Here is a 16,924-nt window from a genome sequence, read left to right as displayed (position 1 = left end):
GACTTGCCCGCGTGTCGCATCACTCATGCATGGTATCGGGATACGGCGAGGCTGCGTCACCGTGAGAACTCTGAGAATCGCATCCATGCTGGTCAAACCGATTCCGAGGCTTGGCAGCCGGGTGCAGAACGGGCTGGGCCGGCCACGGGCGCGGTTATGGCGAACGGCCACTACAGTGATATGGTCCATCGGTTGTTTTCCCCGGGCGAGTGGCGGAATGGCAGACGCGCTGGCTTCAGGTGCCAGTGTCCTTCGGGACGTGGGGGTTCAAGTCCCCCTTCGCCCACCACAGCATCGCCCCGGCCATTGGCCGGGGTTTTCTGTCGGTGGCGGCCGGCGATGCTCGGCCGGTGACACAGGTCGATTCCGTCGAATCGGGATCGGTCAGGCACAGCGGCAGTGGTTAACTGCAGGCGTGCGCAGAAAATCGGAGCTGGCGCGACGCTTCTACGATCGATTCGAGCCCGTGCACGCGGTGACATATTTCGCGCCGGAGGCGCGGGAGGCCCTCGACGAGTTGGGGTACCGAGGATTCTGGATGGGCTACTTCGCGGCCCGGTCCGCCCCGCTGGGCATGGCGTCGCCGGAACTGGTGACCGCGATCTTTCACAACTTCGCCCCCCAACGTGTCGCCAAGGCCTTGCCGGCGGCATGGCAGATCGCCGGTCCGGAAGCCGCGTTGCGCGCTCGGCAGGAGTCAGCGGTCGCGGCGCTGCGCCGCTACGGCCTGAAAGAAGACGAAAACGTCAGTACCGCAGCAGAATTGGCAGGAAAGGCAGCACGTCATGCGGGCGTAGACGGGCGACCCTTGTTCGCCGCCAACCGCGCGCTGCCGTGGCCGGACAGTCCGCTGGCCGCGCTGTGGCATGCCACCACGCTGCTACGCGAGCACCGCGGCGACGGCCATGTGGCGGTTTTGACCGCCGCCGGCATCTCGGGCCGGGAGTGCAACGTGTTGCACGCCGCGGCGGACCGCGTCCCGCGCGATTACATCGCCCGCACCCGCGACTACGACGACAGCGAATGGCGTCACCGCGAACAACGGCTGGCCGAGCGCGGCCTGCTTTACGACGACGGCTCGCTCACCGCGGCGGGCGCCGAACTCAAGGACCACGTCGAATCGAGCACCGACGCGCTCGGGCTGTCGGCGCTCGACGCACTGAGCGACGACGAGGTGGAGGCGCTGTTCCAAGCGCTCACGCCGATTACGCGGGCGGTGGTCGAGGGCGGCGACGTGCTAGCCGTCACTCCAATGGCATTGCGCCGCACGGAATTACACGACGCCAGCGCTCACTTGGCCTAGCCAGACTTTAGGGATCACGCGGCAGCAGCCGCTGTTTCTGCTCGACGAATTCGTCTTGAGTGAGAATCCCCGCGTCCCGCAGCGAGGCGAGCTCGCGTAGCTCGGCGGCGATGCTGGTGATCGGGCCGCCCATTGGTGTCGGTGGCACGTCGACCGGCTCGGCCGGCGGCGCGTCCTTTGCCTTGGGCGCGGCCATCCCGATGCGCTCCTGGAATCTTGCGCCACCTCCGCCGGTGGTTCCGGCCATTGCGCGCCCGGCCATGCTCGCCAGGGCCATCTGGCTGAACAGGCTGCCCGCGCTGGAGCCGGTGGCTTGCGCGGCGGCGCCGACGGTCGCGGCCGGCAGCGCCGTCGCCATCGCACGCAGCTCGGGGGCGGCGGACACCCATGCCGGCGGCACCGACAACCGCCCGACCGATGGGGCGTGGCGGAACTGCCCGGAGACTGTCGAGGCGGGTTCGTTGATGATCGGAAAACTCGTCGGCGGCGCCGGTGCGTTGCCCGGCCACGGTTGCACGCCCGCCCAGCCGCTGACGATGTCGTCGGTGTGCACACCGGTCCAATACCCGCCGACGTCGTAGGGAAGGGCCGTGGTGCCCAGTGAGGTGTCGGCCGCAAAGCCCGCCGCCCCGATTTCCGGATCGAGAAAAACCGCACTCAGGTCCGCCAGCAGGCCCAGTAGGTCCCGGCCCCCGAATCCGAAGGCGTCTTGTGGGCTCGCCAGGTTGATCAGCGCGTTGGGAACCGCGGAGAAGGCCTGCTGAGCCGACGAGACGCCGCGCTGCGCGTCGCCCGCGGTGCTGCCGGTGGCCTGGGCGACCGCGGCGGCTTGGTCCGCGGGCCCGTCCGTGCGGGTGCTCGGTGAGGGCGAATCGAAGGGGGCCAGTGTGGTGGCCGACGCCGAGGTGCTCGCGTAACTCTGCATTGCCCCGGTGTCCTGGGCCCACATCTCGCCGTATTGCGCTTCGGTGGTGGCGATGGCCGTGGTGTTCTGCCCGAGGAGGTTCGTGGCGACCAGCGCGGCCAGCAGGCTGCGGTTGGCCGCGACCACCGGGGGCGGCACGGTCTCCGCGAAGGCGGCTTCGTAGGCGGCGGCCGCCGCGATGGCCCGTCTGCCCGTCTGCTCGGCCCGCTCGGCCGCGGCACGCATCCAGGCCACATACGGGGCGGCGGCCGCGGCCATGGTCGCCGCCGCCGGGCCCAGCCAAGGTCCGGAAGTCAGCTCGGTGACTGCTGCCTGATACGAGCTTGCTGTCGAATGCAGCTCGGCAGCAAGCGTGTCCCACGCGGACGCAGCTGCCAGCATCGGTCCGGAGCCAGGCCCGGCATAGATGCGCGCGGAGTTGACCTCCGGTGGCAGAAGTGCGTAATCCACGTTTTCCCTCCCGATCGAACAGGCCCAGCGCCGGTGGCTGCGGTGAACGGCAAACCAACACGATGCCATCGTCGGGGCTGACCGCCTGCGTCAACCATTTTGCTCACGGAGACCTCTGAATTAGCTGGGAGGCCCCAGGGCTCCGGTATGCGGCCCCGATGCCGCGTATCGGGATGCCCGTTTTGCCCAGCAATCCTGCTAGAACACGGTATGTCATGTGATTAGGCGATACCCGGTGAATGCGCAAGCCGCCAGGCCCAAGCAACGTTTAGCTGCCGATGACGCCGGCCGACGCGGACCAGTTGTCGCAGTAAAGCCTTCGTGCCGCGAGGACCTGCCTCAGCTGCTCGGCCGGGTCAGCGCCCAGCCCCTGACCTCGGCGGTGACGGGGTCGGTGTGCTCGTTGAATTCGGGATGCTTCTTGAGCACCGTTTCGACCATCGAGCACACCGGCACGATCCGTTTGCCGGATTCCCGCGCTTTGTTCAGCGCCTCCTCGAGGAGGATGGTCGCCAGGCCTCGTCCGCCGAATTCGGGATCGACGACGGTGTGGTAGAAAACCCGCTGATCGCCCCGGTCGGCGAAGTCGGCGTGGCCGACGGTCTTGCCCTCGACGGCGATGGTGTACGTCTGATGCCCCTCGGCGACCGTGGTTTCTGCGCCGGTCTTATCGGTTGTCATGTGGTTTCCTCTCCATTCGGTCCGTGCGGTGTTGGTCGTGGCCGCAACCGAGCGGTCGGCAGCGGCGGGGCCGGCAGTCGGGTGACTGAGCCCCGGTAGCCCTCGACGGCGCCGAAACGCACGTCGGCGTCTTCCCATTGCCGGCGATAGCCGACGATCTCGTCGTGGGTACGCCCGACGAAGTTCCACCACATCAGCAGCTCTTCGGTGAACGGGGTACCCCCCAACAGCACCGCCCGCGCCGGTCGATCCCCAGCATTGCGTAGCTTGACCGCGGTGCTGCCCGGGCCTTGGTAGCCGAGGTCGGCGATCGCCAGATCTGTGCCGTTCATCGCCACGGTGCCCGCATCGCAGAGCACGCCGTGCTCGAACGCCGGATCGACCTCGAGATGCAGCTCGGCGTTCGCGTCGAGATCGATCTGGGCGCCGAGCAGCGGGGTGAATGTGTGCACTGGGGACCGGCTGCCGCCGAGCTCACCCAAGAACACTCGCGCCAGCGCGCCGGGAAGCGAGATGGGGTCGGGCACATGGTGGGCGAAGTCGCGTCCGCTAGCGCGATCGGAATCGGGCAGGGCGACCCACAGCTGCACGCCGTGCAAAACGGCATCCGACTCGACCGAAACCTCGGAATGACAAATCCCTGCGCCGGCGGTCATCAGATTCAACTCACCCGGCCGGACGATGGCGTGCACTCCTGCGCTGTCGCGGTGTTCCACTTCTCCACTGAACAGCCAGCTGACCGTCTGTAGTCCCGTATGCGGATGAGGGGGAACATCCATACGCGCTTTGACGGGGCCGTAGTGGTCGATGAAGCACCACGCTCCGATCAACGAGCGCTGCCGTTGCGGAAGAGTGCGTTGCACCCGGATGGCGCGCGGACCACCCAGCGGTACCTCTCGCGGGTGCAGCACCTCGGTCCCCGCAACCCGCGAAGCGCCGCAGGCGACTTCGGCCGGCGCGGTCTCGAGATTGCTCACCGTGCACCCTTCGTTGCGGGCGTGATACGGCGACCGTACCCGGGGCCGACGGTTTACCCGCCCGGCGGCCGCAGTACCTGCATGGCCACCGCGGGGTCGACGGCCGGATGTTCCGGCGCGGTCGAATACTTCGTCGTTTGGGTTGACAAACGTTCACGAGGCGCGGCGCACGGGTCAGGCGGCTGAACGCGGACCCACCTGTGCGATCGGGAGGTGCAGCACCACGGCGGGCATCGGGATGCTCTGGTGCTGGCTGCGTGCCAGCAACGCCGCGTTCTCGGGCAGCTGACGGGAGTTGATCTCGCCGTCGGCAATGCGCCGCAGGATGTCGTGGGCGTCAGCCAGCTGGTCGCGCTTTCGGTACTGGCCTCCGGGAAGTTTGACGCCGGCCCACACGCCGTACTCCTCCCGATGCGCGATGGCGTACTGAGCGCACCGCCGTTGCTGTGCCAACGGGCAGCGACGCAGGCACTGGATCCGCGCCTCGGTGGCCGACCGCTCATAGGCACGCGCCTTGGCCGCGCCGTCACCACTGTCGTCATCGGGGTAGCCGAACCACAGTTCCGGGTCGGTTGCGCAGGGGTGGCCCATATCAGTCTCCTTGCTCGGAATGAAACGTAGACAAAAGCGTATACACAACTGCGAGGTCCGCGCAAGAGAAACGTGATAAAAACGTATATACATAGCGATAGCGGTCCGGCTGTGTAACATCCGGCTTATGGCCGGAGCCAGCGGGTGAGCCGTGAATCGGCAGGTGCGGCTATCCGGGCGCTGCGCGAGTCGCGCGACTGGTCCCTAGCGGAGCTTGCTGCCGCGACCGGCGTCAGCATCATGGGATTGAGCTATCTGGAGCGCGGCGCCCGCAAGGCCCACAAAAGCACAGTTCAGAAGGTTGAAAACGGCCTGGGCCTGCCGCCCGGCACGTATTCGCGATTGTTGGTGGCCGCCGATCCGGATGCCGAGCTGGCCCGATTGATCGCCGCGCAGCACCCCGAAACCATGTCTCAGCCGCGGGCCGGAGCGGTGGTTGTCGACCGCCACAGCGACACCGAAGTGCTGGAAGGCTATGCCGAAGCCCAGCTCGATGCGCTCAAATCCGTCATCGATCGACTGCCGGCGACGACATCAAACGAATATGAGACGTATATTCTCTCTGTGATCGCGCAGTGCGTGAAGGCCGAGATGCTCGCCGCCAGCTCATGGCGGGTGGCCGTGAACGCCGGCGCGGACTCCACCGACCGGCTGATGGAGCATCTGCAAGCCCTCGAGGAAACGCGCAGCGCGCTGCTGAAGCGGATGCCGACCAGTTTGAGCGCGCGGTTCGACCGGGCCTGCGCGCAGTCGTCACTGCCGGACGCGATCATCGCCGCGCTGCTCGGGGTGAGCAGTGACGAGATGTGGGACATCCGCAATCGCGGGGTGATCCCGGCCGGGGTACTCCCCCGCGTTCGCGCGTTCACCGACGCGGTGGGGTCGGCGCGTCAAGACGGCACCGACCAGGGTGACGGCGAGGGGGACCGATGACCGAAAGCGATATCGAGGCGTTGAGCCGCGCGCATCAGTTGTTCGCCGGGGCTACTCGGCCGCCGCCGCTGGATGCACCTGTCGTGCCGACCCTGACGCTGAATAGCATTGTGGAACAAGATAATTACCGGTCCGCAGTGAGCCGCAGCCACCAACTGCTGCGCGCGGCGGCCCGCACGGACGCCGCGGCCGCGGGCGTCATCGCCGGCGCTCACCGCGACCGGGCGCAGGCCCGTGCGCTGACCAAGAACGTTCTCGACGAGGCCCGTGCCGATGCCGCCGCCACCCCGATCACGCCAATGGCCCAGCGCGAGGCCATGCGCCGTCGGGCCGCGAGGCTTCGCGCGCAGCGGGCACACGTATTGACCGCCCGGTTGCGCGCCCGACGGCATTCGGCGGCGCTGCGGGCACTGCGCTACCGCATACTGCACCATCGCGGACTGCGGCTGCCCGCGCCGAGCAGTCGCGCCGGAATTGCGGTGCGCGCGGCGCTATCTCGACTGGGCCGCCCCTATGTGTGGGGTGCGACCGGCCCCGATCAGTTCGACTGCTCGGGACTGGTTCAGTGGTCGTATGCGCAGGCAGGTATTCATCTGGACCGCACCACGTACCAGCAGATCAACGACGGAATTCCAGTGCCCCGTTCGCAAGTGAGGCCCGGCGATCTGGTCTTTCCGCACACGGGGCACGTGCAGATGGCGATCGGCGACAACCTCGTCGTCGAGGCACCGTATTCGGGTGCCTCGGTGCGGATCAGCCGGCTGGGCAGTTACGTCGCGATTCGGCGGCCGCTATGAGAGTGGGTTGAACGGATGTCGGAACAGACGGGCCCTTCGTTAGCCGCCATTCAGGCGCGGCAGTCGGCGATGGCGAGTCAGCATGACTCGGTCGCCGAGGCAGACCGTGCGCTGATGGAAGTGCTCGCCAGCGCGCACGCCGCGACGCGGGAGAGCATCAGGCGTCTGGATGCGATCGCCGACGAGATCGAGCGCGCGGTTCCACAGCACAACAGCCCGGCCCTCGATACGTCCATGGGCGCGAGGGAGTTTCAGAAGTTTCTGGTTGCAAAACAACGTGAGATCGCGGCGGTGGTAGCGGATGCGCGCGCGCTCGATCGCGCGAAAACGGCTGTGCTGGAAAGCTTGCGGGGCGAGTACGGCGTATCGGCGGACTAGCGCGCGAAAGTTCATCCACAGCCGCACCGCGGTGAATTGTCGACAGCAGAGCGCCTCAGTACTGTCAGCCGGCATGGAGGGGTCGCGACATCGCCCGCGTTGGGCCGCAGCGCCGTTTGGTTAGCCGATGCCGACGTATGACAAGCTACTGGCCACGGTAAGAGTCGTGCGCGACCGCACCGGCGACCCGAATGCGTGGCAGACCGGGCTGACGCCGACCGAGCTGGCCGCCGTGGTCACCCCCACCACACGTCCGGAACAACTCGACGCGATTCTGGCCAAGATCCGCCGGCAGCATCCCGGCCTGTTCGGCTCGCGCGCGGGACCGGCTGGTCCGCCGCAGCGGCCCGAGGGTGCCGCCGCGGAAGCCATCGCGGGCGCCGAAGCAGCGCTGGCACACCAGAATTCGGCAAGCTCTCAGCTGGATCTGCAAGTGATTTCGGCCATCATGAACGCCCACCTGAAGACGGTCGAAGGCGCGGACGCGCTGAGCGCCCTGCAGCGCGAGACCGAGGCTGCGGTGCAAACCCGGTCGGACTTGGACACTCCGGCGGGCGCCCGCGACTTTCAGCGATTCCTGATCGGCAAGCTCCGAGACATCCGCGCCGTGGTCATGACCGCCAGCCTGGACGACACCTCGAAGTCAGCGCTGATGGCCGCGTGGACGTCGCTGTATGACGCGTCGAAGAGCCCAGCGAGTATTGCCGGCGAGACCCGGCCCGCGGCGGTTGCCGCGCCCGAGCGGGTACCGGACGCTGCCGCCGCCGGAGGTGATCCGCTGCTGGATTCGCTGCTGGCGGACGACCCTGGCCTATTGGCCGGGGATTCGGGTCCGGGCCCGACCGAGAGCGCGCCGACGTCGGCGATGCCGCCGGCGCTGCCCGGCATTCCCAACCTTGGCCTGGGCCCGGCGCCCGGGCCAGGTTCGATGGGCGGTTGGGGTATGCCGGGCGCGCTTCCCGGGCGTCCAGAGGGCAGCGACACCGATCCGGCACTGGCGGGATTGGACGACGATGACCTCGAGGCGGACCCAGCCGAGCACGAATCGGATGACAAGCACGAAGACGATGACCCCCGTGAGGATGTCTCAACGGCCGAATCACCACCTACCGGCCCGACGGCGGTGACCCTGCCCGACGGTGAGACGGTGACCGCGGCCAGCCCGCAGCTGGCGGCGGCCATCGAGGCCGCGGTGGGCGGCGCGTCGATCCCGGATGCGTTCCATCAGCAGGGGATCACCATTCCCGCGCCGGGAACCGCGGTGGCCAACCCCGTTGATCCGGTGCAAGTCGTGCCGGGAGATATCGGGATTTTCACCGATCGCCATGCGTTGGCCCTCGGCCACACCAAGGCGCTTCTCGACGGCCAGATTCAGCACATCGCCACCGTAAGCGGCCCGAGCTTTCTAGGCTGGGAGCATCCGCCGGCCGCGGCGACCGCGACCGCGCCAGCCAGGACCGACGCACCGACACCGACCCGGCCGGCGGCCACGCCGACCACTGGACAATAGTGAATTCGCCGGCCCGACCGGCGGCGCAGGAACAGGAGAAAGCGGATGGCAGATCGAATCCATGTGGTGCCCGCGCACTTACGTGAAGCCGCGACGCATCACCAGGAGACCTCCGACTACTTGCGCACCGTTCCGTCGTCGCACGCCGCCATCCAGGAGAGCCTGGACTCACTGGGGCCCATCTTCGGTGAGCTCCGCGACGCCGGCCGCGAACTGCTCGAACTCCGGCGCCAGTGTTATGAGCAACAAGCGGACGACCACGCCGACATGGCGCACAACCTGACCGTGTCTGCCACGACTTGGGATCAGCATGAACAAGATGCGGCCGGCGAACTCGGCCGCGTCGTCGACGGCGGTCGATGACAGACGCTAATCCCGCGTTCGACACCGTTCACCCGAGCGGACATATCCTGGTCCGCTCGTGCCGCGGCGGGTACATGCACAGCGTTGCGCTGAGCGAGGAGGCGATGGATACCGACGCCGCGACCCTGGCCCAGGGCATCCTGTTGACCGCGGACGTGTCGTGGCTCAAAGCATTGCTGGAAGTTCGCCATGAGATCGTGGCGGCCGGACACACCCCGTCGGCGGAGGTCCCGACCCCGAACGACCTCGATGCCGCGATTGAGAAGCTGTTGGCGCACAAGCTGCGCCGCCGCGACGGCGCGGACTAGCCGACCGAGCCTAGATCAGCCAGGTTTTGGCGGCGTCGGGATCCGGTGCGATGTCGCTCGGAGGCTCGATAGGATTGGCGCCGAACAACTCTCGGGCACGGCCGAGCAGGACGCGCACCTCGTCGAGTTGCTGCTGCAGCGCAGAATCAGCCATGGCCTTACGCTACCGAGCCCCTTACACCCGCACAATTCACCTTTAGTAAAGAGCGCCCGGAGTATGTCGGTAGTCTGACCCGGTGGCGATCTTCGGTCGAAAGACGGCGCGCCAGCGCCTCCGGAGAGCTACCCGGGAATCATTGTCGATGCCGGCCTTCAGCTCTCCTGTCGATTGCACCCCATGGGTGATCGGTGGGCTATGGCCTGCCGAGCTGTCGACCGTGACAGACGAAACCACCGCGCTCGCAGAGTATCTCGAGAAAGACCTGCAGCGGATCACCACCAGCGCCAATAAGCAGCTGGGGATGGTCAAGCGATCGGGGCTCACCGACGTGGGCCGGCGCGCGGCGGAGGCCCGCGTCATCGACGAAGCCCGTGCCCGCGCCGTGCGGCGAGTCGAATCGACGATGCGCCAGCTGGAATTGATGAAGGCGCAGGTGCGCGCGCGACGTCAAACTGCGCAGGTCGCTCGACGTTTCAGCACGGCCGACCTGGAGAAGACGCAAGTCATCCCCGCGGTCCCGGCGGCCGAACCCGACGTCGTCGCGCCGGCGATCGACGAAACCCAGGTCATCCCGGTAGTTCCGGAGAAAGAGCCCGTTGTTAGCGGTCGGTCGCTCGATCACACGCAAGTCATCCCGGTCGTCCCCGCAGAGCCCGTCGCCGACGAGCCGGAATCGGAGATTTCCGCCGACGACGAGCGCGATTCTTCCGGGGGCCGGCATCGAGCACCGTCCGAGCATTCCACGGTGGACATCGCGATTCCGGGGCTACCGGAAGTCCCGCTCGCCCCAGCCGATGCCGAATCCGAGACCGCGCAATTGCCGAAGTTGCTCCCTCCGGAGGACGTGCGGCCCGAGCTGGAGCCCGAGGCCGTCAGCGAGCCGGAGCCGGAGGCCGTCAGCGAGGCGGAGCCGGAGGCCGTCAGCGAGGCGGAACCGGAAGCTGAACCGGAACCCGAGCCGGAGCCTGTCAGCGCCCCGGCGGCGCGAGTCGAAGCTGAATCGGATTCCGAACGACTGCACCGGCTCTTGGCATTCGTTGTCCGCCAAGAACCCGGGCTGAACTGGGCAATAGGGGATCTCGCGGACGGTACGACGCTGTTGGTCACCGATCTCGCCCACGGCTGGATCCCGTCCGGGATCACGCTTCCGGTGGGCGTGCGGTTGTTGGCGCCCGGACGTCGGACCGGCAAGGCCTCGGCATGGCTCGGCGAGGCGACCCGGACCGCCACCTACACCCCCGGCGATCGAGTCGGCCGGGCCACGGACTTCGCCGCGACGGAATCTTCGGTGCAGGCTCGCGAACTGCCGGCGGTCGAGGATCTCGGATGGGAGCTGGGTCGAGTCACGCACTGGCGCGACGGACTTCCGCGGTTGGTGCACACCCTGGCGAAGGCCGCCACTGCGGGAACGGGTGTCGTGGAAGAGGAAGCCGACCTGCTGCGGGTGCATCTCGACACCGCGCGCTATCAGCTCCTGAGCCAGTATCCGGATGTCGTGCCCGCGCTATTGCTCAACTGCCTATTGCTAGCCGCTACCGAAAGCAGCGTCGCCGGCGACACGATCTCCGCGAACTATCACCTGGCGTGGTTCCAGAAGCTGGACGAGCGACCGGCCAGTCAGTGGACCGCCGAGAGCTGACGGCTAGTCGCCGATTCGCTATCGCGAGGGTTCTTCACTAGAGAACAGGTAGTCCACTACGCATGCGTCCATGCAGTTGACTTCGTAAATTTCTCTTCGACGGCCGGACCCACCGGACGCAAACTCCTCTCAGGTGATCGAAATGCTAGTCATCCCCAAACCGGCGGTGTCACCTCGCGATGCCGCGGCACCCACGCAGCCCAGTCACCGATCCACCGACCACGCGCCGCTCGCGGAAGCCGGTGCGGTCGCGAAACCTGTTGCGGTGCACGCACAAGGCCACGTCGCTACCGCGCCGGCGACCGTTCTGATCACCGAACGCCAGGTGATGTTCGCAACCGCCGCCGGTGTCGCCCCACGGCCCGTCGCAGCCCCGCGTCCTCGGTTCGTTGCTTTCTGGCATCGGTTGATGCAAAGCGTCGAGCCTCGGCCGCCTCGGAAGTACCCGTATACGCGGCCGAGTTACCTGGAACAAGCGGCGATGTCCCGTGAGATGGAGCGGCTATGAACGAGCTCGTGATGGTCGTAGAAGGCCTTGTGCTGATCGTCATGAGCGTCGGCATCCACCACCTCTCGGCGTGGTTGGAGCGCTGGGACTATGAACGTCATTGCGAGGACTGAGGCCGTCGACTCACCAAGTTGGCCGCCGATATCCCCTTCGAGCACAACGTCTTTGACGGCTAAGCGGCAGCTGAGCACCTTCTCGTGGTGGTTCACCGCATCGGTGCTCACGCGGGAGTCGCCAACGGCGCCCGATGAATTGAAGACCGCGGCAACCTAGCGGCTATCCGATAGCCGGGTTGGCCAACAACTAATCCGTCTGGCTTGGGAGGCGAGAATGCTTACATTTCGGTCGCCACGCGCAGTAACCATCGCGCTCGGATTGATCGGCATAGGCGCGGTGCTCGGCTGCATCGAGGTGCGAGGAGCGTTTAGACCAAAGTGGACCCACTACACGTTCGGAGACCCGGGATCCACCATCGCCGACGTCAGATCGGCATTTCCGGCAGCATTACATTGCAACCTTTGGTGGATCGCCGCGTACGGGACGGTGCTGGCAGGGTGCGCATTGTTCTATCGCGCTCGGGCGGGCTCCAAGCTGGGCGGCCAAGCCGCCAACTTCATCGGCGCCGCGGTGCTCATCGCGGTGGTCGCCAACCTGATCGAAGTCCTTCTGGTGTGGAACATGTTGAACCAGGCGGGAACCGGTTGGCGCACCGCCGTCGCAGCCGCGGCCACCATCAAGTTCTCCGCAATCGCAGTGGGGGCAACCGGAATATTCGCGTTTTTTGCGATCGTCTTGCGCAACACGATAGGCAAGTGTCGCAGGGTACGGAGATGGCGGCGCACCGAGCGGGCATCGATACTCGAGATCCTGCGATCCTTCAAGGTATTTCGGTGGTTGGGCCTGGGTGCGGGTGAAGGGGCTCGACCGGCGCCTTGGTGGAATGGGGTGCTGGCGCCGAAGGCTTGGCCCGAGCCGACAGCGAATCAGGCGGCCGTCAAAGAGGCTATGAAAGACTCCGGCCAGCCGTTCAAGGCCGTGATCGAAAACCAGCGGAGCTGGCAGCGAGCCTATAGCGTCCCGGGAGTCACCGCCGCACTGAAACGCCGAACGGAACCGCTTCGGGCACTGTGCCTTTCGGGCGGAGGCGTGCGGTCGGCATGTGTGTCGATGGGCGCCATGCAGGTGTTCTCCAAACCGTGTAGCGCTACCGGTCCAGTGGCAAGCTCGAGCACCGGAAGAAAGAAGGCGGCCACATTGTTGGACGGCCTCGACTACGTGATCTCGGTGTCGGGGGGCGGATACGCCGCCGGTGCGCGGCTGCTGGCGGTACAACGCCAACTGGTCGACCCCACACAGAAGCGCGAAGAGCAGCTCGAAGGCGACGAACTCAAGCCAAAGCCGAACATCGTCGACATTTCGGAACGGTTCGAAGAGGGGTCGGCGGAGTTCGACCATATCCGCCGGGGATCGAGCTATCTCGCCGATTCACCGCTGGGTTTGATCCGGGCACTGGCGGAAGTGTTCAAGAATCTGGTGGCTTCGTTGGCGATCATTTTCAGCGTTCCGGTGATCGCGGGGTCGGTGGCAGGCTTGCTGCTGGCCGTCGTTCCGATCGCCGCATTCCCGCCGATCTCCAGCAAGTCCTCGGCCGCCGGCTCGAATACCCCACAGTCGGCGTCATTAGTGACCCATCCCGGCGCGTACTGGGCGGTGGGAGTCTTTGCGGTATTGGCCGTGCTGTGCACCGTGTACGTGCTGATCACCGAATGGAGATCGAACAGTCGGTGCAGCGAACGCCGGATGATCCACGCGCTGGGTTTGGCCCGCGCGAACGCCCTATTCGCGCTGGTGATCTTCGCGCTCACGATCGCCTTGCCGGCATTGATGCTGCTGTGCTCGGCACCCGGCAGCCACACACCATCGAGCGCGGGCGGTGCGTTCGCCGCGCTGTCCGGTGTCGTCGGCGTCAACTACGTGGCCGCACTGGTCGCAATCGTCTGGCGCGACAGGCACAAGCTGAGCAAGAGCATCGGCACGCAGTCGTCCCCGCGGCTGCTCAAACGTCTGTTGCCGCCGGAGGTCGTCTCGCTGTTGCTGACCCTGGCTACCCTGGCCCTGCTCTCGGTGGTGTGGCTGGCACTGCTGGGCAGCTTTGCCGCCGGCGCCTTCCAGTTCTGCGCGCAAACCGGATGGGGCGAACGCGTCCTCAACGTGCCGCCCCAGGTCTGGTGGTTGGGCGGCCTTGCGTTCGTCGCATTGTTCCTGGGGTTTGCCGACGTCACGTCGTTGAGCCTGCATCCCTTCTATCGTCGCTGCCTCGCCCGTACCTTCGCCGTGCGCCGAGTCAAAGGCCAAGCCGCGCAGTACGACGACGCCGAACCCACCTGGCTGCACCTGTATGGCCGGACGACAAACGGCCCAGAATTCGTGTTCGCATGCTCGGCCACGATCTCGGGCCCGGACAAGCCCGCGCCCGGCCTCAACGCCGTCTCGTTCGTGATGAGTGCGGACTACGTCGGCGGACCCGAGCTCGGTTGGTTCCACACCGACAAGCTGTTCCAGGCGGCATCGCCCCGAATTCGACGGGACCTGACCGTGGAGGCGGCGGTCGCCGTGAGCGGTGCGGCGTTCGCCTCGGCGATGGGACGCCAGAACAAGGGCGTCGAGAAGCTGCTCGCCATCTCCGGTGCCCGCCTCGGCACCTGGTTGCCCAACCCGAACTTCGTGCGCCAACTCAGGGAGTCCACTGCCCCGAACGGTTCGGGCTCCGACCCGCTCCCCCGGGTATGGCCGAAATCGCTACCGAGCATCCGGGGCGGGGGCTACCTCTACCGGGAGATCCTCGGTATCAACGACCGCGACGCGCGGCTGGTGCAAGTCACCGACGGCGGCCACTACGATAATTCGGGCCTGGTCGAGGCCCTGCGGCGCCGGTGCCGACTGATTATCGTGATCGACGGAGGGGGCGATCCTCCGCCGCTACCCGTCGGCCTCACAGACGCGCTTCGTTTGGCGAGATATGAACTGGGCGTGGAGGTTACGTTAAACCGCACGGGCCCTTATTCCGTCGAGAGCATCACCCCGGGGTCGGGAAAGCAGTTCGCCAAAGACGATGCGCTAGCCAGCCTGAACAGCCGAATAACCCGCGGGGCGGTCGTCCAGGGTGCGATCACATACCCGGCCGCGGCGGGGCTTGACGAGAGCACCGGGACCTTGATCTTCGCGAAGGCGGTACTGAGCGAACGGTGCCCGTTCTGGCTGCTGACGTATGCGGCGTCCACCCCGATTTTTCCGCACGACCCCACCTCCGACCAGTGGTTCACCGAAGCGCAATTCGCCGCCTACACGTCGCTGGGCCGCATCATCGCGGAGGAGGCGGTTGGGTGCCTGCGAGTTCTCAAGCCGCTCGATAGCCTCACCGGTCGACGCCCCGCGGGTAATGGGCTGCCCCCCACTCCCCCGAGCTCACCAGCCCAAGTCAGCAGCAAAACTCTGAATTGACGCTGGTTGGAGGGGTCGATGATACTGACATGGTGGCGGGGTCGGGCGGTCGCACGAATCTGAGCGACAAGGATCTCGTCGAAGCCGTTCTCCGTGAGCTGAGCGAGGCAGCCGACAAGTGGGAAGCCCTTGTCGCGCAAGCCGAGACGGTCACGTACAGCGTGGACTTGGGGGATATTCGCGTCGTGACAAATTCCGACGGCAAGTTGGTCGAGCTGTCGCTGCATCCCGGTGTGACGACCGGCTATGGCCACGCAGAGCTGGCCGAGAGGTTGAACCTCGCGATCGCGGCGCTTCGGAAAGAAGCAGAAGCCGAGAATCGAGCCAGGTACGGCGGCGAGCTGCATTGATATCGGTGTCGATGCGGCACCCTGCATCGACCGCCTAAAGGAGAATGACCGTGCCACTCAATCTGTCCAACCGGGACCAGAATTCGGGGCACCTGTTCTACAACCGGCGGCTGCGCGCCGCGATCACCCGCTTCTCGGTCCGGATGAAGCACGACGACCGCAAACAGCAAGCGGCCGTGGCGCTGTCGATCGTGCTCGTTCTCATCGGCGTCGGCTGGATGGCGCTCCTGCATGTCATGAAGCCCTCGGGCTTGATCGGCCAGTCGTCGATCATCGGCGATCGCGACACCGGTGCGGTCTACGCGAAAATCAACGGTCGGCTCTACCCCGCGCTGAACTTGACCTCGGCACGCTTGGCGGTCGGCAACGCCGGCGCTCCGACGTGGGTCAGAGCCGGCGAGATCGCGAAGTACCCGACCGGCCCGATCATCGGCATTCCCGGCGCACCGGACAGCTTGCCGATCACGGCCAGTGCCGAATCGGCTTGGTCGGTCTGCGACGCCGCCGCCGCCCGCGGCAGCGGAACCGCTCCCGTGGTGACCGCCATCGCCGGTCAGCTCGACCCTGTCGGCCGGTCGGAGCCGATGCGTCCCAAGCAGGCCATCCTGGCAACCCACAAGGGCGCGACGTATGTGATCTGGCACGGGCAGCGGTCTCGCATTGATCCGGCGGACCGGTCGGTGACGTTCAACCTGGGTCTCGACCCCGGTGTCACCTACCCGATCGAAATCTCCAACGCGTTGTTCGACGCGATGCCGTCAACGGAACCCATTGTGCTGCCGGTGATTCCGGGCCGTGGCACGCCCTCGCGGTTGCTGCCCGGATCCATCGTGGGCAGGGTGCTGGAAACCCGGGACGCAAACGGCGCTGTCAACGGCTTCTATGTGCTGCTGCCCGACGGCGTACAGAAGATCACCAGCTTTGTCGCCGATTTGTTGCGGACCGCGGACTCAGAGGGCTCGACGACGCCTACCCTGGTCGCCCCCGACAAGCTGATTCAGATCCCGGTAGTCGACGTGCTCGACGTCGACTATTACCCGTCGGAGAAGCTGGAATTCGTTGACACCTCGGCAAACCCGGCGACGTGCGTGGGCTGGGAGAAGCAGCCCGGCGACCCGCAGGCCAGGATTACGATCTTCACCGGCCGGGGTTTGCCCGTATCGATCGGGATGGATTCCCGGGTGGTACACCTGGTTCGCGATGACCGCGACCCCAACTCCGCTGAAGCACAACAGACATTGATTTTGCCGGGTGCGGCGAACTTCGTGACGACCACCAGCGGTGTCGCGACGGCCGACAGCCGGGAAAGCTTGTATTGGATTTCACCGCAAGGTGTTCGGTACGGAATTCAATCCGATCACGCCACCTTGCAGGCGTTAGGACTGGATCCACGGCTGGCCGTGCAAGCGCCCTGGCCGATCGTGCGTACCTTCGCGGCAGGGCCGGCGATTGGTCGCGACGCTGCCCTGGTCGCGCGCGATGCCGTGTCCGGAGGCGGTGCGGTGGCACCGATTCCCGATCTCAACAACGAGCTGGCAGGCGGGGGTTAA

The 16,924-nt window shown here is 66.5% G+C and carries 17 protein-coding genes and 1 tRNA gene; 12 read left to right on the top strand and 6 right to left on the bottom strand.

Annotated features, from left to right (window positions below; genetic code table 11):
• The first annotated feature begins 203 nt into the window (after window positions 1-203).
• Both G6N55_RS17365 and G6N55_RS17360 read left to right on the top strand, forming a co-directional pair.
• A tRNA-Leu gene (locus G6N55_RS17365) sits at window positions 204-289 on the top strand.
• Window positions 290-415: 126 nt separating this feature from the next.
• The gene (locus G6N55_RS17360; RefSeq protein WP_085222140.1) at window positions 416-1,303 is read left to right on the top strand and encodes an SCO6745 family protein; all 888 of its coding nucleotides are present in this window, start codon (window positions 416-418) and stop codon (window positions 1,301-1,303) included.
• A gap of 7 nt (window positions 1,304-1,310) precedes the next feature.
• Here G6N55_RS17360 and G6N55_RS17355 read toward each other — a convergent pair whose 3' ends face one another.
• The 4 genes from G6N55_RS17355 to G6N55_RS17340 form a co-directional block, all read right to left on the bottom strand.
• Window positions 1,311-2,678, bottom strand: coding sequence for a PPE family protein, SVP subgroup (locus tag G6N55_RS17355; RefSeq protein WP_085222141.1), 1,368 nt, complete (start codon window positions 2,676-2,678; stop codon window positions 1,311-1,313).
• Window positions 2,679-3,017: 339 nt separating this feature from the next.
• Complete coding sequence (locus tag G6N55_RS17350; protein WP_085222142.1) at window positions 3,018-3,359, bottom strand: GNAT family N-acetyltransferase; 342 nt, start codon at window positions 3,357-3,359, stop codon at window positions 3,018-3,020.
• The gene (locus G6N55_RS17345) at window positions 3,356-4,336 is read right to left on the bottom strand and encodes a pirin family protein (RefSeq protein WP_085222143.1); all 981 of its coding nucleotides are present in this window, start codon (window positions 4,334-4,336) and stop codon (window positions 3,356-3,358) included. The genes G6N55_RS17350 and G6N55_RS17345 overlap by 4 nt, the downstream gene beginning before the upstream one ends.
• 174 nt (window positions 4,337-4,510) lie before the next feature.
• On the bottom strand, window positions 4,511-4,927 hold the full coding sequence (locus G6N55_RS17340; protein WP_085222144.1) for a WhiB family transcriptional regulator: 417 nt from the start codon (window positions 4,925-4,927) through the stop codon (window positions 4,511-4,513).
• Between the two features lie 144 nt (window positions 4,928-5,071).
• Between G6N55_RS17340 and G6N55_RS17335 the strand changes: the two genes are divergently transcribed.
• The 6 genes from G6N55_RS17335 (at window position 5,072) to G6N55_RS17310 (ending at window position 9,216) form a co-directional block, all read left to right on the top strand.
• Window positions 5,072-5,860, top strand: coding sequence for a helix-turn-helix domain-containing protein (locus G6N55_RS17335; protein WP_085222145.1), 789 nt, complete (start codon window positions 5,072-5,074; stop codon window positions 5,858-5,860).
• Window positions 5,857-6,657, top strand: coding sequence for a C40 family peptidase (locus G6N55_RS17330; RefSeq protein ID WP_085222146.1), 801 nt, complete (start codon window positions 5,857-5,859; stop codon window positions 6,655-6,657). The genes G6N55_RS17335 and G6N55_RS17330 overlap by 4 nt, the downstream gene beginning before the upstream one ends.
• Window positions 6,658-6,672: 15 nt before the next feature.
• Window positions 6,673-7,035, top strand: a complete 363-nt coding sequence (locus G6N55_RS17325; protein WP_085222147.1) for a DUF4226 domain-containing protein — start codon at window positions 6,673-6,675, stop codon at window positions 7,033-7,035.
• A 127-nt stretch (window positions 7,036-7,162) separates the two neighbouring features.
• Window positions 7,163-8,545 carry a DUF4226 domain-containing protein gene (locus G6N55_RS17320; protein ID WP_085222148.1) on the top strand — a complete coding sequence of 461 codons (1,383 nt, stop codon included), beginning with the start codon at window positions 7,163-7,165 and terminating at the stop codon, window positions 8,543-8,545.
• Window positions 8,546-8,590: 45 nt separating this feature from the next.
• Window positions 8,591-8,908 (top strand): ESX-1 secretion-associated protein, encoded by a 318-nt coding sequence (locus G6N55_RS17315; RefSeq protein ID WP_085222149.1) that lies wholly within the window; start codon window positions 8,591-8,593, stop codon window positions 8,906-8,908.
• The gene (locus G6N55_RS17310; RefSeq protein ID WP_085222150.1) at window positions 8,905-9,216 is read left to right on the top strand and encodes a DUF2694 family protein; all 312 of its coding nucleotides are present in this window, start codon (window positions 8,905-8,907) and stop codon (window positions 9,214-9,216) included. The genes G6N55_RS17315 and G6N55_RS17310 overlap by 4 nt, the downstream gene beginning before the upstream one ends.
• A gap of 10 nt (window positions 9,217-9,226) precedes the next feature.
• On the opposite strand, the gene G6N55_RS29410 is transcribed toward G6N55_RS17310, so the two are convergent.
• Entirely contained in the window at window positions 9,227-9,370 is a 144-nt protein-coding gene (locus G6N55_RS29410) for a hypothetical protein (protein WP_169718492.1), read from the bottom strand.
• 223 nt (window positions 9,371-9,593) lie between these two features.
• Here G6N55_RS29410 and G6N55_RS17305 point away from each other — a divergent pair, with 223 nt between their 5' ends.
• Entirely contained in the window at window positions 9,594-11,015 is a 1,422-nt protein-coding gene (locus G6N55_RS17305) for a DUF5631 domain-containing protein (RefSeq protein WP_372517588.1), read from the top strand.
• 169 nt (window positions 11,016-11,184) lie between these two features.
• On the opposite strand, the gene G6N55_RS17300 is transcribed toward G6N55_RS17305, so the two are convergent.
• Complete coding sequence (locus G6N55_RS17300) at window positions 11,185-11,418, bottom strand: hypothetical protein (protein ID WP_085222152.1); 234 nt, start codon at window positions 11,416-11,418, stop codon at window positions 11,185-11,187.
• 435 nt (window positions 11,419-11,853) lie between these two features.
• On the opposite strand from G6N55_RS17300, the gene G6N55_RS17295 reads away from it, so the two are divergent.
• Genes G6N55_RS17295 through eccB form a run of 3 tightly spaced genes read left to right on the top strand, consistent with a single transcriptional unit; the run spans window position 11,854 to window position 16,924 of the window.
• Complete coding sequence (locus G6N55_RS17295; protein WP_139826837.1) at window positions 11,854-15,024, top strand: hypothetical protein; 3,171 nt, start codon at window positions 11,854-11,856, stop codon at window positions 15,022-15,024.
• A gap of 29 nt (window positions 15,025-15,053) precedes the next feature.
• On the top strand, window positions 15,054-15,374 hold the full coding sequence (locus G6N55_RS17290; RefSeq protein WP_085222155.1) for a DUF2710 family protein: 321 nt from the start codon (window positions 15,054-15,056) through the stop codon (window positions 15,372-15,374).
• 50 nt (window positions 15,375-15,424) lie between these two features.
• Window positions 15,425-16,924 carry a type VII secretion protein EccB gene (eccB, locus tag G6N55_RS17285; protein ID WP_085222953.1) on the top strand — a complete coding sequence of 500 codons (1,500 nt, stop codon included), beginning with the start codon at window positions 15,425-15,427 and terminating at the stop codon, window positions 16,922-16,924.

Origin of the sequence: Mycobacterium florentinum (genome assembly GCF_010730355.1) — a bacterium.
GTDB lineage: Bacteria > Actinomycetota > Actinomycetes > Mycobacteriales > Mycobacteriaceae > Mycobacterium > Mycobacterium florentinum.
Note: the sequence above shows the minus strand (reverse complement) of the source record. Positions and strands in the feature narration are given on the sequence as shown.